The organism is Zhihengliuella salsuginis, assembly GCF_014651715.1.
Classification (GTDB): Bacteria; Actinomycetota; Actinomycetes; order Actinomycetales; family Micrococcaceae; genus Zhihengliuella; species Zhihengliuella salsuginis.
On record NZ_BMXK01000021.1, the window covers coordinates 1 to 25,414 of the forward strand.

A 25,414-nucleotide genomic window follows, 5' to 3' on the forward strand; every position below is an offset into this window, starting at 1 on the left:
GGTCCGCGACAACCAGCCGCGGACCGCTCAACTCTGCCTCTTGACAAGAACAACCTACATATCAGGTGTTGTGGGTCATGACGTTGGTCACGCCCGCACGCAGGCGTGAAGCCGGTGGGCGGCCTCACCAATGCACCGGCGGCGCGCCGCGGCCCAGTGCCGCGACGCGCCGCCGGTGTTTGGCGTTCAGCTACTCGGCGACCTCGAAGGTCAGCGTCTCGGTGAACTCGCGGCCGTGCACGTCGGTCGCGGTGACCTCGGCCGTGTGCTCGCCGTCGGCGAGATCGGCCGGCAGTTCGAGGCGCCACAGGTGCATCGAGCGGTCGGCCAGGCTGCCGCCGTGGACCAGCTGCTGCTGGACGGCCACCGGGTCGGAGTACTCGGCGCCGACCAGCTGGCCCTCACCCTGCATCGGCTGGGTGCGGATGGCCTCGGCGGCCTGGCCGTCGATCTCGACCTCGACGGTCGAACCGGTCGACCCCATCCAGAAGTTCGTCGTCAGCCACGTGGTGCCGGCCAGATCGTCGCGGGAAACCGTGAGCGAAGATTCGAACTCCTCCGCCTCCCCCTTATTGGACTTGTTGGCCTCGAACCACTCGCGGTAGGCCGGGGTGTTCAGCCCGAGGGCCATCTGGTGGTCGTCCGCCTCGCCGCGGACGGTGAAGCGCTCGACGACGTCGGTCCCGTCGATGTCGAGGGTCAGCACGCCCGGCTGGCCGCCGTCGCGCTGGACTGCCACCGGGTATCCGTTCTCGGTGACCTCACCGGAGAACCAGTCGCCGGAGATGGCACCCGCGGTGATATGCGTGAACGGGAGCTCGTCGACGCCCATGACGTCTTTCCAACCCTCGAGCGCGTCGCCCTCACGCATGTTCTCGATGCTGTGCGTGTGGCCGCCGAGCGCGATGGCCTCGCGGCCCTCGAGCATCTCGTAGATCTCCTTCACCTGCGCCACCTGGTGCTTGGAGCTGCCCTGGTCGGCGAAGTCCAGCAGCGGGATGTGGGCGGCGAGGACGATCAGCTTGTCCTCCGGGGTGTTGGCGATGTCGTTGCGCAGCCACTCTAGCTGCTTCTCGTCGATCGAACCGGTGTAGTCGCCCTTGGCGGCCGGCTGCTTGGTCGGGAACTCGACGGTGTTCAGCGCGACGACGTGGGCGTCGCCGGCGTCGTAGGAGTAGTACTCAGGGCCGAGCTGCGCGCGGAACGTGTCGAACACGTGCGCCGAGTCGGTCGCGTCGAAGTCGAGGTCGTGGTTGCCCGGCAGGAAGCGCGCGGGGCCGTTGAGCATTCCGGAGAGTTCGCGGGTCTGCGGGTAGAGCGAGAGGTCGTCGCCGACCACGTCGCCGATGAAGAGGGCGCCGCAGCCGGCGTAGTCCGTGCGCGCGGCGAGGTCGGCGAACGCGCCGTTCTTCGCGAACCCGACCTCCTCCTGCGTGTAGGTCTGCACGTCACCGCCGATCAGGCAGTGCTGCTCCTTGGACTTGGTCTGCTTCGCCTTGGCCAGCGGGAAGTTCACCGCTTCGGGCAGGGCGCCCGTCGGCGCGAGTCCGCCGAATTTGAGGTCCTCGGGCGAGCCCTCGGGGAGGTGGTTGTAGGAGAACTGGGCGACGTTGTCGGCGTCGACCGGCACCTGCCAGCCGGCCGGCTGGGTGACGAATGCGGTCATGTTCTCGAAGGCGGGCAGCTCGTAGCGGCCCTTCGCGTCGGTCTCGACGACGTCGCGGCCGTTGGAGACGGTGACGCCCTTGATGCCGCGTTCGCCGCGGTCCTGGGTGGAGTTCTCGTTGCGGTCGTCGAAGACGACGCCGCGCAGCACCTCGTCGGCCGCACCGTCGCCGGCGACGACGTCGACCTGCCCGCGGTAGGCCGTCTCGGCCCAGTCGCCGGACACGGCGGAGTTCTCGGATGCGTTCTGCGCGCTCTCGCCGCCGGGGGTTGCGATGGCGGCGCCGGCGGCCAGCAGCGTCAGGCCGGCCGCGGCGGTGATCGCCGTGGCGGTGCGGTACGGGGAGCGTCGATTCTCTGGGGTGGATGATTCGTTGTTCACGGGTTCCTCCGGTCGACATGAGACAGGGGAAGCCCGTTCGGCTCCCCCGTGTCCCAAGTCTCGCCGGGCCAGGTGAACGCCGGCCCGCGATCAGTCAACGCCCGCGTGACGCCTTCTGGAAGACCAGCCGGGCCGCGCTTTCCGGAAGCGCGGCGGCTACCGTCCGGCGCCGTGGTCGGCGAAGTCCTCCGGCCACACCACGGTGAATCGCTCCAGCACGAGCTCCTGGCCGGGCTCGGCCGTCAGCCCCGGCCACCAGTCCTCGCCCGCGGCGGCGCGCGTGCGGCGCCAGAATTTCTCGTGCTCCCGCCGCCACGATTCCAGGGTGCGGTCGTCCTCGCCCTCGTCGTGCGCGAAGGCCTCGTCGACGTCGTCGAACGCCGCGAGCCGCAGTTCGGTGGTCCGCACGATCAGCGCCGGCTCGCCGGAGCCGGAGCACACGACCCAGTGGGCGCCGATGCTCGGCAGCGCTTCCCCCTCGTCGGCGTACTCGACGAGCAGGGACGACGTCGCCCGCTTCTGGCCGTGCATCACCTCGTGCAGGAGTGCGTCGGCGAGCGCGGGCGAGTCGCCGAAGCATTCGACCACGTAGTCTTCGGAGTCCTGCGGCACGACGCCGGTCGCGGCCACGTACTCCTCCCACATGACGCGCGCGGCGCCGTGGTCGACGGGCGGCAGGCCCTCCGGGTCGGCCGGCGTCTCGGCCGAGCGCGACCGCTCGAGGGAGGACTGGCTGGCGTGGAATTCTTCGCTCATACCGACACTCTAGGCCCCCGACGCCGGGGTGCCGGTACGCGCACGCATGCCCGCCCGGCGGCCGGCCCGCACCGGCCGCCGGGCGGGGTGCCCGTGCGAGGCGGCTACTCGTCGTCGTCGCGGATCGCGTCGAATCCGGACTTCGCGGCCGCTTCCTTGCGGTGCTGCTCGTCCTCAGCGTGGTGCTGAAGCTCGTCGAGGTGGTCGTGTTCCAGGGCTTCGGAGCCGAAGTCCTTGTCGGCGTACTTGTGCCCGCCCACTTGCTTCTCGGTCTGCGTGTGCATGACTCCTCCTTCCAGTTTCAACCCCAGAGGCAGTCATACAAGGCGCCACCCCTGCTGGTATATCGGATCGTAGACCTGCAACGGGCCGGGCTCAAGGCCCGGACGATCTCAATTCGAGGTCGGTTGGGATGCCATGATGTTCCCCATGAGCATCGCCGTCACGCCCGTCCGCATCCCCGTCTCCGCAGAAACGCCGAAAGGCCGGATCGAGACGGAGGTGGGCGGCATCTGGGGCGAACCGGCGAGCGGGGCAGCGCGCGGCGTCGTCGTGCTGGCGCACGGGGCCGGGGCCGGCATGGGGCACCCGTTCATGGCCGGGTTCGCGGAGGCGCTGGCCGGGCTCGGCTACGCGGTGCTGCGCTTCGATTTCCCCTACATGGAGGCCGGGAAGAAGTTCCCGGACCGCCCGCCGCTGGCGGTCGGCACGTGGCGCTCGGTGCTCGCGTACGCGGCGGAGCGGCAGGGTACGACGGCGTCGCGCGTCTGGGCGGCGGGGAAATCGTTCGGGGCGCGGATGGCGTCGGTCGCGGCCGCCGGCGATGACCAGGCGGCGGGCATGGAAACCGCCGGGCTGATCTACCTCGGGTACCCGCTGCACCCGCCCGGCAAGCCGGAGAAGCTGCGCGATGCGCACCTGTACGGCATCGGGGTCCCGCAGCTGTTCGTCGAGGGCACGCGGGACACGTTCGCGCGCACCGACCTGATGCAGCAGGTGGTGGACCGGCTGCAGGACTCCCCCGCCGGCGGGGACAACGGCACGGGCGTCGAGGGCAGCCGCGTTGAACTCGAGTGGATCGAGGACGCGGACCACTCGTTCAACATCAAGGGCCGCAAGCGCCCGCCGGAGGAATGCGGAGCCTCGCTGGCACCGATCGTGGACCGGTTCATCTCCGGCTGATCGGAGCAACAACAGGAGGGCCGACTCGTGGAGATTTCCACGAGTCGGCCCTCCCGACGGTGAAGCGTCACCGCGGCCGGTGGCTGGGCCGGGCGTGGACGGCACCCGGCCTAGCGGTCACCGGTTCCACGGCAGCCAGCTCCAGTTGCCGCCCTTGCCCTTGCCGTTGTCGCCACCGTTTCCGGGGCGTTCCGACGGCGGGCCGCCCCGGCCGTCTCCGTCGCCGGGCCGCTCGGTGACCACCACCTCGCGGACCGCGGACTCGTCGACGCCGCCGTGTTCGTCGGCGGCGCGGACGTACCAGCCGAGCGTGCCCGCGTCGCCGGCCTGCTCGTCGACGTCCACAGTGACGGAGACGGTGTCCCCACTGGCGACGTCGGACACCGCACCGAGCTCGGCGCCGGTGAGGATCTCGGCGGTGAACCCGGTGGTGACCAGGCTCTTCTCCGTGACCTCGATGCCCAGCTGCGCATAGCCCAGGGTGAAGTCCTGGTACTGGTACGGGTCCTCGGCCGGGCCCATGAGGGACTCGTCCTCCGAGTTGTACTCGTGCAGGGACGGGCTGAACGTGCGTACGCGCATCTGCTCGCCGGAGTTGTCGAACTGCAGCATGCGCAGGTACCCGAGGCCGCCCTCCTCGAGCCCCTGGTAGTCGAACAGCATGGCGGTGGCGGTGCGGTCCATGACGCCGTCGCCATCGTCGTCGTACTCGAACTCGCGCTTGAACGCGTCGTGGTAGTGACCGGACGTCACCACGCGGACGTTCGGGTTGGGCTCCACCACCTCGTCGAGAATCTGCTGCGGGATGGGGCCGAGGCCGCCGGTGGTCAGCATGAACTCGTGCAGGTTGATCACGGCCACGCGCTCCGGGTACTTGGCCAGGACCTCGTTCATCCAGTCGATCTGCTCCTGCTGCGGATCCCACCCCATGTAGAGCATGAGGAAGTCGATGCCGCCGGCGGTGATCAGGTCGTAGTGGCCGCGATTGTCCTGGTGGCTCTCCCCGTACCAGGGGTTGGACGCGTAGCGGTCCTCGCCGAAGTACGTCGAGTAGGCCCCGTAGTCGGCCAGGATGCCGCCGACGTCGTGGTTGCCAGCCAGCACGCCGTAGGGCATGCCGGCGTCGTCGAGGCGCTGGTACTCCGGGTCGGCCGCGTCCCACTGGTACTGCTGATCCCAGTTGTTGACGATGTCACCGGTGTGGATCAGGTACTGGATGTTCTGCTCTTCGCGCTGGTCCAGCACGTAGTCGTGGATCGCCTGCTGGTGCTCGAAGTACTCCGGGGTCTGGTGGTAGTACTGCGTGTCCGACTCCCACGCGATCGAGAAGTCGTACTCGCTGCGGTCCGTGTCCTCCGGGTGGTTCTTCTCCACCGCGGATTCCCGCGTGGTGTGGTCCGCACCCGCGTAGCCCTCGGTGTGCTGGACCAGCGCGGTGATGGTGCCGTCGGCTGCGTGTGCCGCCACGTCGACGGACCCGGAGAGTTCGACCGCGGCCGCCGCCTCGCCTGCACCCGCCTCGGCGATCGTGCGGGTCACCTCGGTCCAACCGGTCCCGTCCGCGCTCAGCGCGTACAGGATGAGCTCGGCGCCGGCCTCGGCCTCGCCGGCCCAGTTCAGGCGGGCCGTCGCGCCCTCGCCGGCATCAGCGGGCACGGGCACCTCGAACTGGTAGAACGGCAGCGCGTCCGTGGTGGTCACCGGGGCCAGGCCGGCCTCGGTCGCCAGCGCGGCCGCGTCCACGGCCTCGCCGGACCGCTCCACGGCGTCGGACGAATCCGTGGTGCCAGCCGTCGCGTCCACCTCGCCGTCAGCCAGGTCGAACCGGTGCCCGCGCAGGAAGGACACGTCGAGTGCGTCCCGGCTCGGGTCCGTCACCGTGGCGGAGAGTTCCGTTTCACCGCTCACGGTGGCCCCGTCGGCCGGGGACAGTTCGGAGGACGACGGCGCCTCCACGGGAGTCGTGAACGTCACCGTGCGCTCGGCGCTGTTGCCGATCTCGTCTGTCGCGGTCACCGAGAGGGTGTGCTCGCCGGCCTCCAGCTCCACCGAGGAGGCGGTGGTGCCCGGTTCGATCACCTCGCCGTCGAGCGTCAGGACGGTGTCCGCGACGCCGGAGCCGGCGTCCGTGACCTCGGCATCCAGGACGATCTCGCCCTGGTAGGTCTCGCCGTCGGCCAGCGACGGCTCGATGGCCGGCGCGGTGTTGTCCACGAGAACCCCGGCTTCCGCGGACACGGACCCATCGGGCACGGAACCGTCGGTGGCAGCGATCTGGTGCGCGCCGTCGTCGTACCCCGTGGTGTCCCAATCGTGGGCGAGCGCAGCGAAGGCGTCGTCCGGGAGCGTGAACGTGGAGTCGTAGAAGTCGTGCTTGCCGGTGCTGTCGCCCATCTTGATCTGCTCGCGCGGGTCCTCGTACCCGGCGGGGCGGAGGGTGCGGCCGTCCGGCAGGATGAGACGCATGCCGGAGATGACGAAGTCGTCATTGTTCTCCGCCTCGTCGATCCACGGCCCGGCCTTGGTGCCGGCCCACACGCCGACGGTGAGGTCCTGCCCCTGTTCGATGTATTCGAGGCCCACCGGCACCGCCATGGTTTCCGTGTCGCCGTAGGTGCCCTCGAGGAAGATGTGCAGAGTGTCGTCGCCGATGCGGACGCCGTTGCGGAAGTAGTAGTCGGTCTGGGAGACCTCGAACACGAAGTACGGCTCGGATTCCAGCGAGGCGCGCGTGGCGACGTCGTTCCCGTCGATGCTCAACTGGATGGGCGACGGGTACTCCTCCCCTGCCGCCGACACCGTGGTGGTGCCGCCGACGAACTGGCCGTCCTCCACGTTGAGCCGGACCGGATCCGTGCTCGCGCCGTCCACCGGGGTGCGGCGCGGCTCCGTGGTGGTCTGGCGGGTGCCGTCGGAGACGGTGACCGTGTACTCGTACCACCCCTTGCCCGTGAGGTCCGCGGAGGCGACCGCGTACGTGTACCGGTCCGCGCCGGTGGCGAGCATGTTCAGGCGGATCGGGTCCGTGTCGACGTCGTTGTGCAGGTTCAGCGTTACGGTCTTGACCTGCACGTCGTCGGTGATGGCGAGGTCGACGACGAAGTCCTCGGCCGGGTCGATGGTCTCCACCGTGTTGTCGGTGACCGCGGGGGCCGCGGTGTCCTCGTCGGGCACCATGAGCCCGCCGGGCACCTGGTCCGTCTGGACGCGGCCGGGGCTGGCCGGCCGGGCGTCCAGCAGGTTCTGGAGTGCGACGTCTTCGCTCCCCGTGTAGCGGATGCCCTGGTCGGCGGCCGTGTCGTCCGCCTCGGTCATGTTGTAGTACGCGCGGTTGACGCCGTGACCGGTGCTGGTGCGGAGGGCGACGCCGCGGGCGCTGCCGTTGGCCATGCCGCCCTGGTAGACCTCCACGAGGTCGACGCCGGAGGTGAGCTCCGCGCCGAAGTGGGCGTTGAAGTCCGCGTCCGTCAGGTGGTCGTTCTTGCCGTTCTTGACCCAGACCACCATGGTGTCGCCGGCGTCGATCGTGACGTCGGACGGGGTGACGGGCCAGGCGGCCTCGTTGTTGTTGGTCTCGAAGTCCGCCGGGTAGAGGTAGGTCAGCGCGTAGTCGGAGAAGTCGACGGGCTCCGCCGAAGCGTTGTAGACCTCGATGAACTCGTAGCCGTCCGCGCCGTCCACATTGGTGCTGTCCGGCAGGAGCTCGGTGATCTGCAGCGGCGCGGCGACCACGGACGGGTCCGGCTCCAGGCCGGAGACGTCGCCCGGGCCCTCCGGCTCGGGCTCGGCCGGGGTGAGCGCGTCCTCCGTCACGGTGCCCGGAGTCATCGGGGCCTGGGTGCCCAGGACGCCGGCGGCGGCGCCGGTCTCGGCGGGGACGCGGAAGTCGACGCCGAGGTCGTCCGCCATGGAACCGGCCGGGTAGTAGGACCAGTTGAGCACACCGGACGGATCGTCGACACGGATGCCGCGGTCGCCGGCGTTGGCGAAGGCGCCCTGCCCGATCACGCGGGAGACGCGGGTGGTGTCGGCCGCGCCGGTGGCGGCCTTGAACTCGTCGACGGTGGTGGCTTGGCTGGTCTCATTGGTGGAGAGCCAGAAGACGTGGGCTTCGCCCGGGGCGAGGACCACGTTCTTCTCGGTGACCGCGTCATCCTCGACGATGGCCAGCGGGTTGTCGCCATCGGCGATCGGCCCGTCGGTGTAGGTGTAGGCGAAGGAGATGCCTTCGGCCGCGAGGTCGATCGCCGCGTCGGTGGTGTTGGTGACCTCGAAGTATTCGAGGTAGTCGGCCCCGGAATTGTTGGCCAGGATCTCCGAGACGAACACGGCCGGCTGCTGCGCCGTCGTCGTGCTGTCCGTGGTGGTGGCTGCGGCCGGGGCCGCGCCCACCAGGCCGGCGGCGAGGCCCGCGGCGAGCGCGGCGGCCGTCAGGCCCGCCAGCGGGCGGGAGGTAGTCCGGACCGCGGTGGCCCGGCCGGTATGGTCTGCGTCGGTCATGGTGTCCTCAGGTGGTCTGTGACGTACCTGAAGAGTTGAGCAGAACCAGACCACCAACAAGTGGCGGTCGCGTTAACTGCGCAGCGGGAGAACGTTAACCCCGGTTGCCGACGACGTCGGCGAGGAGCTGCCCGAGCTCGGCCGGCCGCGTGAGCTGGGGCCAGTGGCCGGTGGGGAGTTCGTGGATGCTGAGCTTCTCGATCCGGGCGAGCTCGCTCGTGAACGCCTCCCCGGACTCGATCCAGCCCTGGATCTGGGCCGCGGAGAATTCGCAGGCGATGACGGCCGCGGGGATGCCGAAGCGGGCGGCGTTGCGCACCGACTGCGGGTCGGTGGCGACGAGGGCCGGTTCCGGGATGGCCATGCGGCGGAACTCCTGGCGGAGCGGGTCGGTGAGGTCCGTCAGGTCGGCGTCGTCGAACACCTCCCAGCCGGGCAGCGGGATGGAGCAGCCCACCACGGGCAGCTCGTCGTTGACGACTCCCCCGTCCGGCAGCGGGACCGCGTCGACGTAGATCAGCTTGGCGACGCTCTCCGGCCGCGCGTCGGCGGCGCCCTGGATGATGGCCGCGCCGCCGGAGTGGCCGACCAGTACGGCCGGCGCGTCGATGGAGTCGAGGACGTCGACGACGGCGTCGATGTGGTCGCGCAATCCGATCCCGTGCCGGCTGGCGATCGGAGACTCCTTGCCGGGCAGCGTCATCGCCAGCGTGCGATGACCGGCGGCTTCCAGATCGCGGGTTGCGGGCGCCCAGGACGCGCCGTCGAGCCAGAAACCGGGGATCAAAATGACGTCCATACGCAGACGCTACCCCGTCCAGGTGAACGGGAACAGTGACGGGGTCCGTTGTCCTGCGCCCCGGCCGCCGCCCTACACCTTGAGCCCGGCGACGCGCCAGACCTTGCGGGCGCGGCCTTCCTGCACCCGGCGCGACGGCGGCTGCCCGCGGCCGACCAGGGCGGCGAGGGCGACGCCGGCGAACGTGACCACCGCGGCGGCGCCGAGCGCCGTCTGGCCGCCGAATTCGTCGATGAGGACACCCGCCGCCGAGCTGCCGCCGGCGATCCCGACGAGCTGCGCCGTCGTGCTCCAGCCGAACGCCTCGGCGACGTCGGCCGGGGCGACCGCCGTGGACGTCATGTGGGTGATCGCGGCGATGACGGGGGCGATGCCGGCGCCCGCGACGGCTCCGGCGGCCAGAACCCACCAGAACCCGGTGTGCAGGGACGCGAGCGCGAGGCCGATCCCGACGAGTCCGAGGCGGCGGACGAGGGACCAGCGGGTGAGGTCGCGCTGGCCGACCGTGAAGCCGGCGACGAGCGAGGACGCGCAGAGCACCGCCAGGATCAGGCCGGCCTGCACGCCGCCCTCGCCGAAGATCGCGACGACGGCGGCCTCCATCATCGCGGTGGCGATGGAGATGACGAACCCGACGGCGAGGACCATGAGCAGGGCGTGGGAGCGCAGGACGGAGCCGAGGCGGCCGCTCGGTGCGTCGGCGACGGCGGTGACGACCTGCGGCGCGGTCAGGAACCAGATCCCGCCGGTGACCAGCAGCGCCGCGGCGGCGAGGATGCCGAGGGCGCTGTGGATCGTGAGGGAGAGGAACGTGACGATGACCGGGCCGAAGATCCAGATGATCTCCTGGACGGACGCGTCGAACGCGAAGAGCGCCGTGCGCTGCTGGGGCGCGACGAGCGACGGGTAGAGCGAGCGCGCGGCCGGCTGGATGGGCGGCGTGGAGGCGCCCGCGATGAAGGCGATGACCGCGTAGAGCGGGACGGAGAGGCCCGGGAGCGCGAGCGAGGCGGTGGCGACGGCGGCGATCGTCAGGGTGACGCCGATGACCCGGAACATGCCGAAGCGGCCGAAGATGCGGCTGGTCAGCGGCCCGGCGATGGCCTGGCCGATCGCGAGCGCGGCGAGGACGAGGCCGGCTGCGGCGTAGGAGTCGTGCTGGCGCTCGACGTGGATGAGCGCAGCGAGGGAGAGCATGCCCGCCGGGAATCGAGCAACCAGCTGCGAGACCACGATGCGGAACACACCGGAGGTACGGAAGAGATCGCGGTAGTTCGTCACCGGCCTACGATATCTCAGCGTGCAACATACTGCATCATGAAGTGCATCACCCCAGGGGCGTTAGTAGGCTGCACTTCTATGGGCAATTTCGAGCGCCAGGACGACAAGTTCCCCACGCCTGATCTCGCAGATAATCCTGTAGTCGCCTACCCTGTAGCGCCACATGCCCGCAAGGTTGGCACTCAGTGGCTTGCCGCGATCCGTCGGGTCCTCCAACTCGCCGAGGTCCCGGAGGTAACGAAGGATCCGGCGAGCAGTCGCCGGATCCATCTTCTTCAGCGCTTTTCGCGCGTCTCCATCGACCTCAATCTTCCAGGCCAAGTTCCCGTTCTACTTCCTCGAGGGAGTACGTTGGGCGCCGGCCTGCCCGAATGTCATCGGCCTTCTTGGCCAAGGCCTGCTCCCACTCCAGTCGCTCGATGTTCTCCTCCAGCAGCGAGCGGAGATAGTAGCTCTTCGGGCGGCCCGCACCCGCGGCCACGTGCTCAAGCCGGGCTTCCAGCTCATGCGGCAATCGAACTGTAGTAGTCATGTTGAACCTCCTGTAATTCATTGTAATACATGTGCATCATGGCGGTGCATTGGATGCAAGAAGATTCTCACCCCCGGCCGCTCGACTCACTCCCGCAACGGAGATCCCAGCACGTCGAACCGCATACCCTCCATCCGTCCGGACATGAGCGGCCGCGCCTCGGCGATGGCCGCCTGCACGCCCGGCAGCTGCAGGGACGCGGCATGGGCCTCGGCGCTGACCCAGAGCTCGGCGACGAACACGGCCTCGGGATCGTCGTCGTTCACGCCCACCTCGTAGAGGAGGCAGCCGGCGTCGGCGAGCTCGGCGGACGGGCGGGTGAGGATCTCCACGAGCGCGTCGCGGTTTCCGGTGCTGGCCTCGAGCAGGCCGACGTTGGCGTAGGTCATGGCTTCAAAGTAGCGGCCCAACGCGCGTTCGGAAAGGGTTCCGCGCCCGGCTCCCGGCTAGACTGATTTTCGCCCCTTGCACGCTACCGACGAGGATCGAAGTGACCGAGAACCAGGACATCGCCGCTCTGATCGGCCAGCGCGTGCGCGCGTTGCGTGGGAAGCGGGCGTGGACGCTCGACGACCTCGCGGCCCGCTCCGGCGTCAGCCGCCGCACACTGGTCACCATCGAGCAGGGCCAGGCGAACCCGTCGATCGCGGTGCTCTCCTCCATCGGCGACGCCCTGGGCGTCTCCTTCGTCGCGCTCGTGGACACGGAGCCGCGCGATCAGATCCGCGTGGTGCGCGCGGGCGAAGGCCCGCGCATCTGGCAGGGGAACGACGGCGGCACGGCCCACCTGGCCGGCTCCCTCCCCGGCACCAACGTGGCCGAGCTGTGGGAGTTCCGCATGGCCCCGGGCGAGGGCTACCTGGGGCAGCCGCACCCGGGCGGGACGCGCGAGCTGGTGCACGTCGCCTCGGGCGAGCTGACGCTGAGCGTGCTCGACCAGGAGTACGTGCTCACCGAGGGCGACGCCGCCACGCACCCCGCGGATGTCCCGCACGGCTACCGGAACGACGGCGCCGGTCCGGTGGTCTTCTCCAACCTGGTCCAGTACCCGAGCCCGCAGGACACCTGACTCCCCGGGCTGGCAGCCGGCCTGCCCCGCCCGGCGGCCCGCTACTGGAAGTGGCGGGCCATCTTCTTGGCCACGATCGACACGGCCTTGGCCGGCAGCAGCCGGGCGAGCCGGTCCATCATGACGGCGTCCTTGCCGATCAGCACGCGCGGCTTGCCGGTCTCGACTGCGCGGACAATCTCCGCCGCGGCGTCCTCGGGGCTCGTGAGCGTGGGCTCCTTCTGCTTCTTGGGCTTCTTGCCCTTCTTGACCGAGGTCACGGGCTTCACGGCCGCCGGGCGCATCTCGACGCCGGAGTTGGCTGTGATGTTCGTGGAGATCGCGCCGGGGAACACCACGGTCGCGGCCAGCCGCGTGCCCTGGTGCTCGGCCCGCAGCCCCTCGGTGAACAGTTTCACGGCCGCCTTGGACGCCCCGTAGGCGCTCTGGCCCGGGAACGGTACCAGGGCGCCCATGCTGGACACGTTGACGATCGCGGCGTTCGGCCGGGCTTCGAGGTCCGCCAGGAAGGCCTGCGAGGTGTTGACGGTGCCCCAGAAGTTCACGTTCATGACGCGCTCGATCACCTCGTGGCCGAGCTCGGAGAGCGGCGTGAACTCGTGGATGATGCCGGCGACGTTGATCAGCCCGTCGACCTTGCCGTGTGCCTCCTTCACGGCGGCCGGCAGCGCGCCCACGGCCTCGCGGTCGGTGATGTCGACGGCGTGGGTGCTGAGCAGGTCCCCCGCGTTGGACAGGCGGGCGGTCTCGGCCAGGGCGTCGGCGTCGAGGTCGACGGCGGCGACGCGCGAGTTCCGGCCCAGCAGCTGCAGGACGACCTCGCGGCCGATTCCGTTGCCGCCGCCGGTGACGACGAAGACGTTCTGAATGATTTCCATGTTCTGGTTCTCGTCTCCCGTAGAGGTCTGGTCTGCGCCGCGGCGCTCACCTCCACACTAACGGGCGGCCCTGCTCCTTGCCTGCGAACGCCGGACTTATGATTGGGACATGTCGTATCCGGAACAGTCCCCCGTCGTGATCCAGACAGAGCCGCGGGGCGCGAGCATCACCTCATTGGTCCTCGGCTTGTGCTCCATCGCGCTCGGGTTCACGTTCGTCGTCCCCCTAGTCGGCGTCGTCATGGGCATCATCGGCCTGATGAAGGAGCCGGCCGGCAAATCGATGGCCACGTGGGGCATCATCCTCAACGCGGTCATGCTGCTGGGCTGGCTCCTGCTGATCCTGTTCCTGCTCCCGCTCCTCGCGGTGGCGTTCTTCGGCCTGTCGTAGCCAAAAGGCCCCGCGTAACAACTGCTACGACGCCAATATTAGAGGCCCACCAGGCCAACGATCCCGGAAAACCGGGGCACCTACCCCCTCGTAAATACCGGCATGCTATCGGCGCGAGGAGTGCGACTGTAATGAATTGCTGTCAACGCTGACGGGGCTTTGAACCAAAATTGATGCCCGCCTCCAGGGAAATTACCGATGCGTCGCCACTCGGATCAACACGCCAGAGATCCTCGATAGCTCAGGGAGCATGTCCGCGAACTAGCTACGAGGCCAGAATTCGCTCCCAAGCGGCTAGTCAACCCCGGACACGTGTCACAATTTGGGCAACCCTCTAGACGTTCCTGCAACCAGCCGCAACGATAGGGTAAAACTAATGGTGATGAAAGACCGAGGAGGCCAAACACGGTGACTAATGAGTCCTCGCATAGCGCCGCCGGCCAAGCCCTCGGATACGTTCACCAGTGCATGTGGGCACTCGTTGAGCTGGGGAAGCGCGCGACCTCAGAGCCGATGACCCAGCTCCGCCTCGAGGGCTTAGACGATATTCAGTTCGACAGCTCAGGCTCACCCAATGAGCTTCTGCAAACGAAGCACCACACAGGCGGTAGCGGTCCGATCACAGCTCAAGCAGTCGATCTCTGGCGAACGCTGAATGTCTGGATGGACTTACCTTCACCAAACACACTCGTGTTGCGTCTCGTCACGACCCGAGAGCTTAGCGAAGGGTCGGGACTGATCTACCTTCGACCCGAGGAAGAACGCAACATAATTGCAGCCACTGAAGCGCTGCTCGATGCCGCGAAGGCGTCAACAAGCAAGACCACCGAACCTTGGCGTAACAAATTTCTCGAACTCGACGAATCAGAAAGACTCGAACTTGTAAACCGCATTGTCATTGACGATGGATCTTTACAGGCGGCTCGGATTGACAAAGCCTTAGTAGAGATTTTTCGATACGCGTACCCAACGGGTAAGGACGAAGTATTTATTCATTTACTCAAAGGATGGTGGGAGGGCATATCCGTGCAACTCTTGGATCGAACCCTGGCATCGATAACTGGTCAAGATTTGATTACGCAAGTTACTGACATTGCGGACCAACTCAAGAGTGACACTCTACCAGTCGACCCGGATATCTTTCATGGGTACGATGAATCAATTTCCACCCTATATAAGGACCGCCCGTTCGTGCAGCAGCTCCTCTGGATCGCACTTGAGGACAACCGCCTCTGGAAAGCGATCAGGGACTACCACCGGTCGTACACTCAACGGTCGTTCTGGCTTCGACACCAACTGTTGGCAGAGACCGAACTTTCTCGGTTCGCTTTTCGCCTCCACGACGAGTGGGAGCAAACTTTCGACTCACGAGTAGCGGCAATGAAACGAGAGGGGCGGGCGGATTATCACGTCGTTGGCCAAGAGATATTGGAGACACTCGCAAGAGAGTCGCGGGCACGCCTTAGAGAACGCTTTGACGAATCGTGGTTCAATCGTGGAATGTTCCATGCGCTCGCCGATGGCGAACTAGGCCATCGGATTGGCTGGCATCCCGACTTCGAGTCCAAGCTAGAGGAAATGCTTAGCCATGTCTCATCTACCTGAATCACCCATGCCCCGCCCGCCCGAGGCCATGGCGCTGTTCAATACCGCCTTGACTTCGGAGCTCCTAGTAAACGCATGCTGGGCGAAAGCGAAGGAAGGTGACACCGGCCTTGCATGGCCGGCAGCCTATCTAATCCTACCGCTGACTTTGCACCCGGCAACGCGAAGTAGTTTGCCACGCGATCGACGAATCACTTTGGCGCGTTGGGCCGGACGAAATCATGATTTGCTTGCGGGCATGGAGTATCGAGTGGCGAACATGGCACTGCCAACGAAGCGTGCCATCCGCCACGGACTCCGTACTAAGAGACTCGGGCTTGAGGGTACGAATCTTATTGCACTCGAGAAACCTAAAAGTCCGACGCCGAAATGGCCAGACGAACTCAGGGGTTCTGTCAAGGCTGCACGCTTCTGCGGTCGATGGTTTAACGTCATCGATACACACATGGCATTTGAACTACTTGGCATCGGAGGTTAGCTGTGCAAATCGTGTCCATGGGAGTCTTCAGTGAGTCGGGGCGACGTCGAGACGTCAAGTTCCGTCTGGGAGCGTTAAATATCCTGACCGGGAAGTCAAAGACCGGGAAGTCCGCCATGCTTGACATTGTTGAGTACTGCCTTGGAAGAAACACGGTGACGATCCCCACCGGCGTCATTAGCGACCATGCTTCCTGGTATTATGTGCTCCTTCAATTCTCAAACGAGCGCCTTCTCATCTGTCGGCCGAATCCAGAGACAGCAAGCACCAACCGAGCCATGGTCCGCACAGGTGGACTCGGCCTCACTCCGCCTAACTTCCGCGAACTAGAAGTCAACGCCGACACCGAAGTCCTGAAGGACGCGCTCACCGAACGGCTCGAAATCCAATCCTTCACGGTCGACCCGGAAAATGGGTCGCTAAGGCACCCTTTCGACGTATCGATCCGCCAAGCTCTCTTCTACTGTTTCCAGAGTCAAGGTGAAATTGCAAGCCGTGACGTGCTGTTTCACCGACAGGTGGATAATTCCATCAAGACAATGATTCGCGACTCTCTTCCTTATTTCCTTGGCGCAGCCACACCTGAGCAAAGCGCCATACGGCGGCAACTCATAGCAGCGCGCAGGACCCTACAACGAACGCAGAATCGCATCCAAGCCGGGGAGACTGATCTCGAGCAACAAGATAGCCGAGTAACCCATCTGCTCGAGTCGGCTGTCGGCCTCGACATGCTACCCAGTGACGCGGTGATTGGTGCCGGAGAGAGGGTGCGCACGCTGCTTGAAAGCATCTTGAAGTATCAATTCGATGGCTCGTCTACCGAAAACACTGTGGGTTCGAAGCGCCGGAGAGAGCTAACGGAAGAAGGCCGAACACTTCGGAGTCGAATCCGTGAAGTCGATGATCGGCTTGATCTACTCAGTAGCTTGCAAGTCGAACAAAGTGACTCTCAGAGCGAAGGTCAGTACCAAACCGAGAGACTTCGTGCTTTGGACCTGCTTGTCCCGAAGTCTGAAATATCCAACGACGACTCGAGTGTCTGCCCTCTGTGCGACCAAGGCCTAGATCACCCAGACGAGACTCTCGATGACTTGCGGCAGCTATTGAACGCCCTGGAGGACCGTCTTAAAGCATCGAAGGGAATCGCGTCTCGACGCCAAGCGACCATCGAACGCCTGAAGCGGAGCCGAGAACCGCTCGTCGAGGCACTGCGAGATAACGTCGTTGAATTGGACGCGCTTGCTCAACAAGACTCGGCAATCGCGGCCGGCCGTGAACAACGCGAACGAATCGCCTACCTCCAAGGCAGGGTCAGCCAAGAGCTCGAAAGGGGTGTCGGTGCCGTTTCCGGCCTCACGGAACTGCGAAGCGCCGAGCATCGATACCGCGGACAGCTCTCGCGGCTAGAAGAAATTAGCGAGCAAAACGATCCCGCCGCCGCACTTCGCGCCGCAATTGACTCGGTGTCTGACCTGATGACAGATTATGCGCGCTACCTTCAGCTCGAGGGTTCTGATCACTACGTGTGCCTTGATCCCGTTGAGCTTACGGTAGCGGTCCAGCGCCCCGGGGGCCGCGTCCCGCTAGGCCGTATGGGAAGCGCTGAGAACTGGGTAGGCTACCACCTGGTCGCTCACCTTGCCCTCCACCATTGGTTCGCGACGAACGACCGCCCTGTTCCCGGGTTCCTTATGTTCGATCAGCCGACACAGGCATTCTTCCCCGAAGAGGTCGTAGACGCTGCCGACGATGAGGATGCCGATTGGGAAGCAGTACGCAGGCAGTTCACGCTCATGCGGGACGTAGTCGGGGCCCTCGATGGGGACCTCCAAGTGATCGTGTGCGATCACGCAAACCTCTCAGACAACTGGTTTCAAGACGCCGTCGTCGAGAATTGGCGAAACGGGGTCGCTTTCATCCCCGCTGACTGGATAGGCGACGCGGAATGAACAATGCAATAGAGCTTCTTTGCCCTACTTATGTGGCTCGTTGCGCTGGAACGCGGTTGGAGCCCCTATTATTTGATTGCCTGACGAAATGACTTTCGTCGCTAGGCTCCCGTAACAACGGGATGGAAATAGTCGAAGAGCGCGCCCTCGATCGGCTGGTCGAAGTGGAGGTTCAGGTGGACCACGTTGAGGTCGTTGCCTTGACCATCGGTCATCGTTGCCTGCTCGGCATCGCGCGATTGAGCTTCGCCAAGGTAGTAGAAGTCTGATCCCTCGGCATCGTCCTTCTTCACGAAGACGTGGAGTTCTACGTCGTTCCCGACGATGGCCGCGACCTCGCGGGTCTTGAGCGTGCGCCGGCTGCGCGTGAACCATCGCATAGTCGATCGGTCCAGGAGTTCGTCCTGGTACGCCGTGCTGGCCGAGACCTCATCCGACTTGTGCAGAGTGACGAAGATCGGGCAGGTCATCGATTCGTAGTCGACCTTGTATCCGTAGACCGTCGACTCCCACGACCGCGGCAGACCCAGGAGCCGCATGACCTCCTTGCGCGAGTACTGGTTACCCGGAGTGAACCGTCGCATTCGGTCGTATTGCTCGAGCGCCATCGCGAATCCAGTGGTCACCAGATCATCGACCTCGGTGCGGAATTTCTCCTGGCTCCGGTAGAGGTCCAAGAACTCCGACCGCAGCGAGACCCTCTCGCCATCCAGCGTGGCGAGCCCATCGCCGTACTTGCGGGTGTCCTTCAGCGCGAACCCTTGCAGCGTTAATGTCTGGACCGCGCTCTCCACGCTTCGGTCGAGGATGGTTCCCCCGGCGGCCTCGACTCGCTCACGGATTTCTGCGATTTCAGCACTGCCGCTTCTCAACAGTTCCCGCAGCAGCACGAACTCGTGCACCCGCTTCGCCGTGAAAACCTCGTTCGAGAGCATACGCAGCATCCGGTTGGCCGCCGGCGAAAACGTGTTCGTTTTGTCAGTGATCGTCGCCGCAACCATCGACGGATAGTTCTCCTTCTTCGTCGCTAGAAGAACCGGGTCCACTGATTCGAAGCGGTAGAAGTCCCGCAGCCGCGGAACCCTCCCGAGCCTGTTGTGCATCGTCTGCATGGCGGACTTCAGGAGCTTCATGCTGTCCAGCTTCACCTCGGTTATCGACCGCAGGACTCGGTCCTGGGCCACCTTGTCGAATCGGACGCTCGACAGACCGGGCAGCACGCCCGATTCCTCTGCCGCGATCATCTTCTTGCGCAAGGACTCCTTGTTCAGGGAGTCATCGCCGAAGAGCGCGATAGGAATCATGTAGTTGTTGGCGTAGTTGCCGATGAAGTCGATGACGACGAGGTACTCCTTCATGGCCGCCTTGCGCAGGCCGCGTCCCAGCTGTTGCACGAAGATGATCGCCGACTGCGTCTGCCGCAGCATGATGACCTGGTTGACCGTCGGGATGTCGACGCCCTCATTGAAGATGTCCACGGTCAGGATGTAGTCGAGCTCGCCACGCTCGAGCGCGGCAACAGTGGATTCGCGTACCTCGACGCTGTCGTCACCTGTCAGCGCCACGGTACGGAGCTGTTCGCCGCGCAGGGTCCGCTCATTGAGCGCGGCTGACAATTCGCGGGCTTCGTCCTTGCGCGCGCAGAAGATCAGGCCGCTCGGGGCGACGCCGGCCTGGCCGTACTTCTCGATAGCGTCGATGACGTGGGAAACGCGGTCCGCTGAGATCAACGAGCGCAGGTCGTTCTCCCCAGTGACCGTCGACCCGTCGTCGAACTGCACGTCGGCCACACCGTAGTAGTGGAAGGGGCTGAGCATGTCTGCTTCCAGCGCATGATTCAGGCGGATCTCATACGGCACGTTGTAGTTGAAGAGCTCGAAGACGTTGAACCCGTCGCTGCGTTCCGGCGTCGCCGTCATTCCGAGCAGGAACGACGGGCTCAGATGATCGAGCACGCGCTTGTAGGTCGCAGCGCCGGCGCGGTGCGCCTCATCGACGATGACGTAGTCGAATGCGTCCGGCGCGATGCCCTGCAGGACATCCGTCTGGGACAAGGTCTGCACGGTCGCGAAGACGAAACGCCGATCCAGCTCCTTCGCCGAGCCGGCCAGCTTCCCGTAGTCCGACGCCGCTCCGCCGAGTACCCGCTGGTACTCCTCGATGGTCCGATCGAGGATCTGTTCGCGGTGGACGACGAACAGCATCCGCTTCGGCTGGTAGGCGCGGACGTCCAAGGCGGACAGGATGGTCTTTCCGGTGCCCGTCGCCGAAATGACGATCGCCCGGTCTTCCCCCTGGAGGCGGACCTGTTCGATCGCGTCGAGGGCCTCGGTCTGCATGGCATTGGGAATGATCCCGGCGTCGGATTCTTCGGCTGGAACCAGCAGATCCGGGTCGGCCGATTCTGTCTGATCCGGCTTGACGGGTAGGCGGCGGGGCCTCGCTGCCGGCGGTACGTAGCTTGCCGCGTACGCGCTGATCCAGTCGTCCGTCAGGACATCCGACTCGTCGAGCTGGTGCTGGGTGAGCTCGAGGAGCTGGTCCGCCAGGTCACTCCCCCGGGCGGCCGAGACTTTGAGGTTCCACTCGTGATTTCTCACTATGGCGTTCTCGGTCAGATTGGAGCTGCCCATCATCGCCGTCACAACGTCCGGATGCTCGAAGATGTAGCCCTTCGGGTGAAACGCGTGGGCTCCGTGCAGTCGCACGTCGATGCCGAGCCGTTCCAGGTTCTTCAGCTCGGCGAAGGCATGCGGCGAGTTGAAGCCGAGGTAGTCGGACGTGATGATCCGGCCCTGCCCGCTGAAGTCGTCGAGTTCCTGCTTGAGCAGGGCGATCGCCCGAGGGGTCACGAATGCGACCGAGAACGTGAAGCCGACGCACTTCCCCAGCTCCTCGCGCAGAGTCCGGAGCACGGAGGTGCTCTCGCCGTTGAGGATCACCTGGGGGTGGTAGTGCCGTCCCGACGCCGTGGCGCGGTTCAGGAAACCGTGATGGACGTCGTGTCGAAGATAGTCCACCCAGGCGAAGTCAACGGTCATGCTGCGCGCTGCTCCTGGATGAGGTCGACGGCGGGGATATCGGCCGGAGCCCAGTCGAGCTGTCCCAGCTCGTCCGGCGCCAGCCACTTCACGGCCGCGTGCTCCGTCAGCTCGGGAGTCCCTTCAATCAGCTCGCAGTAGAAGGTCGTCAGGGTGACGACGCCGAAGTCGTACTCGTGCGGCGTCGTGGTGACTTCCTCGCCGACGCTGACCTGGCATTTGAGTTCTTCGTCGATCTCCCGCTGCAGGGCGTCGCGCGGCGTCTCCTCCGGCTCGATCTTCCCGCCCGGGAACTCCCACATGCCGCCGAGGCTGCTGCCTTCGCCGCGCTGCGCGCAGAGGATCATCCCGTCCTTGACGATGACGGCTCCGACGACGTTGATCTGCTTCTTCACGCGTTTGTTCCCTACGTCTCGACGTTGTTCTCCGGGTCCACGCTACTTCGCGCTCCCCACGCATTGATCCTATCCACGCCCAGGATCCGAGTCACCGCCGACGCACGTCAGCCAGGTAGGTCCCGCTGACCTTGCCCGAGAGTCCGCGCCGCGTCGACGTCGCCATCACGGACACGAACGCCACGAACAGCAGCAGGCCGGCCGCCCCGTTCGCCAGGCCCGCGAGGTCGTTCTCCCAGAGCTCGGCGATCATGGTGAGCACGGCGTACGGCCCACCCACGATGCTCGCCCGCGCCAGCCGCTGTCCCGCCCCGGCGACGGGGAACACGGCGCGTGAGGCGGCGCCGTCGTGCTGGGAATCGGTGCCCGGCTCGCGGGCGGTGACGCCCAGCCAGACCACGCGCTGGCCCAGCGACCCGCCCGTGCCGGCAAGCGCCGGGAGGTAGAACACCAGCAGCGCGGGGAGGATGTAGCCGGCGAGCGCGACAGCCCACGGCGACTCGGGCACCTGGATCCAGATCAGGAACACCCCGTAGAGCACAGTGAGCACCCAGCCGAAGACGCCGAAGAGGGCCAGATCGATCACCATCCCGAACCAGCGGCGCCACACGGTGAGCGGGCGCGGGGTAAGGCGGCGAGAGACGTACTGGCGGCGCTCGGGCATGAACCACAGCAGCAGCGGGGCGATGAGCGCTCCGAGCAGGGCGCCGGTGGTGTTGGCGATGAGGTCGTCGACGTCGCCGACCCGGTAGGCGCAGTCGTAGATGCCGTAGACGCCGGAGACCTGGGTGAGCTCGATGAAGCCGGTGGCGAGCATGCCGGTGAAGACCGCGCCGGCGACGCCCCAGCCCAGGAAGCGGCGCGCGATCACGCCCCACGGAACGAACAGGATCACGTTGAAGACGACCTGCAGGACGACCGTGGACTTCAGCCGCCCGAGCAGAGACATGCCGGCGGTCTCGCGGGCGATGTCGTCCATGAACTGGAACGGCGTCAGCTGCGCCTGGGCGAGCATGCCGCGCAGACCCGTGGTGCCGGGCGGGCAGACGAGATCCGAGGCGACGGGCAGCGGCAATAGCGTGTAGGCGATCAGTGCCGCCCCGTAGATGGCGACGGCGGCCGCGCCCAGGAACCGCAGCCACGTGAAGCCGCCGTACCGGCGGTACTGGTAGACCACCACCGGGATCAGAACCGCCGCGAAGGCAAGGCCCCCGAGGAGGAATCCCATGTAGGCCGGCCAGACCCATGCGTCGACTGTGCTGCCCAAGCTGCTCCCCTCCGCCGCCGGCCGCGCCGGCACCCGTACGTGTTGCGTCCACTCTACGAAGTCCGCCGGGCCTCAAGCCGGTGCGCGGGGCGTGTCCGCCTGTCATGGTCGGCACAGCAGGGACGAGGCACCCGGGCATGACCTAGGGTGTGTGGCAAGGGCCGACTTCTATTGGGGGAAAGATGGCGCGCAGCATTCCGGAGGATCCGGCGTTCACTGATGGACACGAGGCCGAGAAGTACGTCTGGGAGCAGCTCCTCGCGGCCCTGCCGGACTCGGCGACGGTCCTGCACTCCGTCCCCGTCCGGCACTGCGGTGCCGAGGCGGAGCTCGACTTCCTGGTCCTGTGGCCCGGCGTGGGTCTCGCCGCGCTGGAGGTCAAGGGCGGACAGGTCGGCGTCGAGGGCGGCCGCTGGTACCAGTCCGACCGCAAAGGCAAGCACCCCATCCAGAGCCCGGCCACCCAGGTCCAGAGCGCCGGACACACGTTCCTCGACTGGTGGAACGCGCAGAACAGCCACCGTCTGAGCAGCAGGTTCGCCCACGTCGTCGTGCTCCCCTACACCCGGGTACCAGCCGACTGGGAGCCCGCGGGGCTCCCCCGCTGCCTGGTACTGGACCAGGGGCAGGTGGAGGGAGACCCGGCCGCCCTGGCCGGCGACCTCCGCCGCGCCATCGAGTCCGAAGGCGCCGGGCACACGTCCCTCGCCGAGGAGTATGCCGAGCGGATCCTCGCCCGCGTGGTCCAGGACCTGAGCGGAGATGCGACCGACGCCGACGCCGCTCTCGAGATCGAACACGTCCAGGACTCCCTGACCGAACGCCAACGCATCCTGCTCTCCGCAACCCGCGACCTAAAACGCGTCCGATTCGTCGGCGGGGCCGGCAGCGGCAAGACCTACCTGGCACTCGCGCGGGCGCAGGAGCTCGCCAAGTCAGGCCTGCGGGTCGGGATCTTCTGCTACAACATCGGCCTCGGCGGATACCTGAAGGAACGCGTCGGCCAGTGGAAGCGGCAGCAGCCGCCGGCCTACGTCGGCGGCTTCCACGACTTCGCGCTCTCGCTCGGCGTCCCGGCCGGCGACGGACAGGAATACTACGACGTCGAGATGCCCCGCCAGTTGCGCGAAATCGGCGAGAGCCTGCCGGCCGAGCAGAAGTTCGACGCGGTCATCGTCGATGAGGCGCAGGACTTCGCGCCCAGCTGGTGGGAGGCGCTGCTGGCCTGCCTGAAAGACCCCGCCGAAGGGCGGATCTTCGCGTTCATGGACACCCAGCAGGACGTATACCAGAGGTGGGACGGGGAACCGCTCGGCGCCTCGTTCGGCCGCGAGCTGGAGCTGGTGAAGATCCACGTGGACGGCAACATGCGCAACACCCGCCGGATCGTCGACACGTTCAAGCCGCTCATCGACGCGGACGTCACCTCGCAGGCCGGGCAGGGGTTGCCGGTGCGTTTCGTCCAGTGCGCCTCCGAGGACGCGGTGGACCGCGCGGACGACGTTATCGAGGCCCTGTTCGAAGACGGCTGGGACAGCCGGCAAATGGCGCTGCTCACCACCCGGCACCGCCACCCGGTGCACTTCGAACACCACGACGGCGGGACGATCACCGAATACTGGGACGACTTCCGCGAGGGGACGGGCGTGTTCTACGGGCACGTGCTCGGCTTCAAGGGGCTCGAACGGTCCGTGGTCGTCCTCTGCATCAACGGGTTCCGCGACGACGGACGGGCCGCCGAGAAGCTCTACGTCGGGCTCTCCCGGGCGCGGAGCCTCCTGATCGTCGTCGGCGACAGGCAGATGATCGAGGACGCCGTCGGCCCACAGAAGGCCGCCGCCCTGGACGCCGCCCGCGCGTGGACTCCCGCATCCACTGCGTGATGTCCTTCACCTGGACTTGAGAAGCAGGGCCGGATTCCTTTCCAAACCGGGGGTGATCAGGCGTACCCTCGAAGGAGGATCCAGTCACTTTTATGACGGAATCGACGAGTAGGGGGACTCATGGAATGGAAGGCCATCGAATCGCGGGCAGCCCGTGCGGTGGGCCGCGCGCTCGGCGCCGTTCCGAAGCCTTCCGCCCCGAAGAACCGTCTCCAGACCATCAAACCCCAGAACGCGGAGCGGACGGGCATCGCGATCGACTGCAGCAGGCGGCTCGGGCTGGCCTGCTGGGCGGTCGTGAAGTTCCGCGGCGAGAAGACACTCGGCACCGTGACCGGCCACTTCTCCCTGACGGAGCTCGCTGAACGCCAGCAGCTGAAGCGCGCCGACGCGATCCAGCACGCGCTCGAGACCGAACTCCAGCGGGCCGTCGCCGTCGCCGTGATCGACCTCGGGGTCGGGACCGACTACCCCGTGCACCAGCCGGCACGCTCCGACGACGGGTTCGGCGTCTTCGACGCGCTCGCCCGCCTGGGCATCCCCGTCTCCAGCGCCACGGCCCCCTCCGCCGCGCGACTCGAAGTCGGCACGGCCCTGAACCGGGAGGGCATCGCCCACGTCGGCCAGATCAAGGTCTCCACCGACGCGTCCTTCCGCCGCGGCGAACCCACCGGGCACGGGTGGTACGTCGAATCCACGAACATGGTCCGCCCTCTGCTCGGGAACACCACTTCCGGGCTCGCGACCATCCTGGAGGCCGAGCTTTACAGCATCCGCAAGGCCCTGAAGTTCGTGCGGAACGAGTTCGGGAAGGAAGCGATGCGTGTCAACGGGGTCGTGGTCCGCAGCGATTCGGCCACTGCCGTCCGGATGCTCAAGGACCCGACGTGGAGACCGCAGGGAATCACCAAGCGGGAAGCCGTCCTGGTCAAGTCGATCCACGATCAGGACGCCGGAAACAACATCCGCTTCGTCTGGGTGCGTGGGCACAACGGCGACCTCGGGAACGAAATCGCCGACCGGCTGGCCGTCGCCGCACGCCGGCTCCGCACCGCCCGGGCCCCGCGTGAGAGCGCAGCCGCCATCATGACGAACATCTACAACGAGGCAACCGAGCGGTACCAGATCGCCCGCCACGGGCTCGCGGCCTGAGCGCTACTCCTGCTCCCAGGGCGGGGTCTTCAGGAAGGGGGATTCGCAGGCCCATCCTTCCGGACGTTCGATGCAGTCAGCGGAGACCTTGCGCGGCTCCCATGCTTGGGCGCGCAGTCCGCGGATGTGCCCACCACATTAACCTCGGTCTTTCATGAGCGCGGGGTCGGCAAGACGTAATTAAAAGGGTAAAGGTGCTCCTGACCTGC

Annotated in this window: 21 protein-coding genes; 8 read left to right on the forward strand and 13 right to left on the reverse strand. The window is 66.4% G+C overall.

All coding sequences use genetic code 11. From position 1 onward, the window contains the following. Positions 1-190: 190 nt before the first annotated feature. The 3 genes from IE069_RS15325 to IE069_RS15335 form a co-directional block, all read right to left on the reverse strand. On the reverse strand, positions 191-2,047 hold the full coding sequence (locus IE069_RS15325; RefSeq protein ID WP_229791207.1) for a calcineurin-like phosphoesterase C-terminal domain-containing protein: 1,857 nt from the start codon (positions 2,045-2,047) through the stop codon (positions 191-193). A gap of 156 nt (positions 2,048-2,203) precedes the next feature. Continuing rightward, positions 2,204-2,803, reverse strand: coding sequence for an ASCH domain-containing protein (locus tag IE069_RS15330; RefSeq protein WP_189351553.1), 600 nt, complete (start codon positions 2,801-2,803; stop codon positions 2,204-2,206). 104 nt (positions 2,804-2,907) lie between these two features. Beyond that, a complete protein-coding gene (locus tag IE069_RS15335) occupies positions 2,908-3,087 on the reverse strand; it encodes a hypothetical protein (protein WP_189351554.1) in 180 nt (59 codons plus the stop codon). A gap of 145 nt (positions 3,088-3,232) precedes the next feature. Here IE069_RS15335 and IE069_RS15340 point away from each other — a divergent pair, with 145 nt between their 5' ends. After that, positions 3,233-3,985, forward strand: coding sequence for an alpha/beta hydrolase family protein (locus IE069_RS15340; RefSeq protein ID WP_189351555.1), 753 nt, complete (start codon positions 3,233-3,235; stop codon positions 3,983-3,985). Between the two features lie 117 nt (positions 3,986-4,102). Here the strand turns inward: IE069_RS15340 and IE069_RS15345 are convergent, their stop codons facing one another. The 6 genes from IE069_RS15345 to IE069_RS15370 all read right to left on the reverse strand — a co-directional run bounded on the left by IE069_RS15345 (position 4,103) and on the right by IE069_RS15370 (position 11,486). Continuing rightward, positions 4,103-8,485, reverse strand: a complete 4,383-nt coding sequence (locus tag IE069_RS15345; RefSeq protein ID WP_189351556.1) for a lamin tail domain-containing protein — start codon at positions 8,483-8,485, stop codon at positions 4,103-4,105. A gap of 94 nt (positions 8,486-8,579) precedes the next feature. Then, entirely contained in the window at positions 8,580-9,284 is a 705-nt protein-coding gene (locus tag IE069_RS15350) for an alpha/beta fold hydrolase (RefSeq protein WP_189351557.1), read from the reverse strand. A 72-nt stretch (positions 9,285-9,356) separates the two neighbouring features. Further along, complete coding sequence (locus tag IE069_RS15355; RefSeq protein WP_189351558.1) at positions 9,357-10,565, reverse strand: MFS transporter; 1,209 nt, start codon at positions 10,563-10,565, stop codon at positions 9,357-9,359. 60 nt (positions 10,566-10,625) lie between these two features. Continuing rightward, entirely contained in the window at positions 10,626-10,886 is a 261-nt protein-coding gene (locus tag IE069_RS15360; protein WP_189351559.1) for a type II toxin-antitoxin system RelE family toxin, read from the reverse strand. Beyond that, the gene (gene relB / locus IE069_RS15365; RefSeq protein ID WP_189351560.1) at positions 10,870-11,097 is read right to left on the reverse strand and encodes a type II toxin-antitoxin system RelB family antitoxin; all 228 of its coding nucleotides are present in this window, start codon (positions 11,095-11,097) and stop codon (positions 10,870-10,872) included. The genes IE069_RS15360 and relB overlap by 17 nt, the downstream gene beginning before the upstream one ends. Positions 11,098-11,183: 86 nt before the next feature. Beyond that, positions 11,184-11,486, reverse strand: a complete 303-nt coding sequence (locus IE069_RS15370; RefSeq protein ID WP_189351561.1) for a putative quinol monooxygenase — start codon at positions 11,484-11,486, stop codon at positions 11,184-11,186. A 101-nt stretch (positions 11,487-11,587) separates the two neighbouring features. Between IE069_RS15370 and IE069_RS15375 the strand changes: the two genes are divergently transcribed. Beyond that, positions 11,588-12,166 carry a helix-turn-helix domain-containing protein gene (locus IE069_RS15375; RefSeq protein ID WP_189351562.1) on the forward strand — a complete coding sequence of 193 codons (579 nt, stop codon included), beginning with the start codon at positions 11,588-11,590 and terminating at the stop codon, positions 12,164-12,166. A 41-nt stretch (positions 12,167-12,207) separates the two neighbouring features. Here the strand turns inward: IE069_RS15375 and IE069_RS15380 are convergent, their stop codons facing one another. Further along, a complete protein-coding gene (locus IE069_RS15380) occupies positions 12,208-13,044 on the reverse strand; it encodes an SDR family NAD(P)-dependent oxidoreductase (protein WP_189351563.1) in 837 nt (278 codons plus the stop codon). Positions 13,045-13,153: 109 nt separating this feature from the next. Between IE069_RS15380 and IE069_RS15385 the strand changes: the two genes are divergently transcribed. The 4 genes from IE069_RS15385 to IE069_RS15395 all read left to right on the forward strand — a co-directional run bounded on the left by IE069_RS15385 (position 13,154) and on the right by IE069_RS15395 (position 17,467). After that, a complete protein-coding gene (locus tag IE069_RS15385; protein ID WP_189351564.1) occupies positions 13,154-13,435 on the forward strand; it encodes a hypothetical protein in 282 nt (93 codons plus the stop codon). 408 nt (positions 13,436-13,843) lie between these two features. Then, entirely contained in the window at positions 13,844-15,040 is a 1,197-nt protein-coding gene (locus IE069_RS15390; RefSeq protein ID WP_189351565.1) for an ABC-three component system protein, read from the forward strand. Between the two features lie 7 nt (positions 15,041-15,047). Further along, positions 15,048-15,518, forward strand: coding sequence for a three component ABC system middle component (locus tag IE069_RS15805; protein ID WP_373287831.1), 471 nt, complete (start codon positions 15,048-15,050; stop codon positions 15,516-15,518). A gap of 116 nt (positions 15,519-15,634) precedes the next feature. Then, positions 15,635-17,467, forward strand: coding sequence for a DUF3732 domain-containing protein (locus IE069_RS15395; RefSeq protein WP_189351566.1), 1,833 nt, complete (start codon positions 15,635-15,637; stop codon positions 17,465-17,467). A 101-nt stretch (positions 17,468-17,568) separates the two neighbouring features. Here the strand turns inward: IE069_RS15395 and IE069_RS15400 are convergent, their stop codons facing one another. From IE069_RS15400 to IE069_RS15410, 3 genes are all read right to left on the reverse strand, one after another. Further along, on the reverse strand, positions 17,569-20,595 hold the full coding sequence (locus IE069_RS15400) for a DEAD/DEAH box helicase (RefSeq protein WP_229791208.1): 3,027 nt from the start codon (positions 20,593-20,595) through the stop codon (positions 17,569-17,571). Beyond that, a complete protein-coding gene (locus IE069_RS15405; RefSeq protein ID WP_189351567.1) occupies positions 20,505-20,903 on the reverse strand; it encodes a (deoxy)nucleoside triphosphate pyrophosphohydrolase in 399 nt (132 codons plus the stop codon). The genes IE069_RS15400 and IE069_RS15405 overlap by 91 nt, the downstream gene beginning before the upstream one ends. Positions 20,904-20,994: 91 nt before the next feature. Continuing rightward, positions 20,995-22,170, reverse strand: coding sequence for a VanZ family protein (locus IE069_RS15410; RefSeq protein ID WP_189351568.1), 1,176 nt, complete (start codon positions 22,168-22,170; stop codon positions 20,995-20,997). Between the two features lie 182 nt (positions 22,171-22,352). On the opposite strand from IE069_RS15410, the gene IE069_RS15415 reads away from it, so the two are divergent. Both IE069_RS15415 and IE069_RS15420 read left to right on the forward strand, forming a co-directional pair. Further along, positions 22,353-24,053 carry an NERD domain-containing protein gene (locus IE069_RS15415; protein ID WP_189351569.1) on the forward strand — a complete coding sequence of 567 codons (1,701 nt, stop codon included), beginning with the start codon at positions 22,353-22,355 and terminating at the stop codon, positions 24,051-24,053. A 120-nt stretch (positions 24,054-24,173) separates the two neighbouring features. After that, a complete protein-coding gene (locus IE069_RS15420) occupies positions 24,174-25,205 on the forward strand; it encodes a ribonuclease HI (protein ID WP_189351570.1) in 1,032 nt (343 codons plus the stop codon). Positions 25,206-25,414 lie beyond the last annotated feature (209 nt).

Coding starts and splice junctions, on each gene's coding strand:
- IE069_RS15330 (WP_189351553.1), bottom strand. CDS start 2,803: ATGAGCGAAGAATTCCACGCCAGCCAGTCCTCCCTCGAGCGGTCGCGC.
- IE069_RS15335 (WP_189351554.1), bottom strand. CDS start 3,087: ATGCACACGCAGACCGAGAAGCAAGTGGGCGGGCACAAGTACGCCGAC.
- IE069_RS15340 (WP_189351555.1), top strand. CDS start 3,233: ATGAGCATCGCCGTCACGCCCGTCCGCATCCCCGTCTCCGCAGAAACG.
- IE069_RS15345 (WP_189351556.1), bottom strand. CDS start 8,485: ATGACCGACGCAGACCATACCGGCCGGGCCACCGCGGTCCGGACTACC.
- IE069_RS15350 (WP_189351557.1), bottom strand. CDS start 9,284: ATGGACGTCATTTTGATCCCCGGTTTCTGGCTCGACGGCGCGTCCTGG.
- relB (WP_189351560.1), bottom strand. CDS start 11,097: ATGACTACTACAGTTCGATTGCCGCATGAGCTGGAAGCCCGGCTTGAG.
- IE069_RS15370 (WP_189351561.1), bottom strand. CDS start 11,486: ATGACCTACGCCAACGTCGGCCTGCTCGAGGCCAGCACCGGAAACCGC.
- IE069_RS15380 (WP_189351563.1), bottom strand. CDS start 13,044: ATGGAAATCATTCAGAACGTCTTCGTCGTCACCGGCGGCGGCAACGGA.
- IE069_RS15385 (WP_189351564.1), top strand. CDS start 13,154: ATGTCGTATCCGGAACAGTCCCCCGTCGTGATCCAGACAGAGCCGCGG.
- IE069_RS15805 (WP_373287831.1), top strand. CDS start 15,048: ATGCCCCGCCCGCCCGAGGCCATGGCGCTGTTCAATACCGCCTTGACT.
- IE069_RS15395 (WP_189351566.1), top strand. CDS start 15,635: ATGCTTGACATTGTTGAGTACTGCCTTGGAAGAAACACGGTGACGATC.
- IE069_RS15415 (WP_189351569.1), top strand. CDS start 22,353: ATGGCGCGCAGCATTCCGGAGGATCCGGCGTTCACTGATGGACACGAG.
- IE069_RS15420 (WP_189351570.1), top strand. CDS start 24,174: ATGGAATGGAAGGCCATCGAATCGCGGGCAGCCCGTGCGGTGGGCCGC.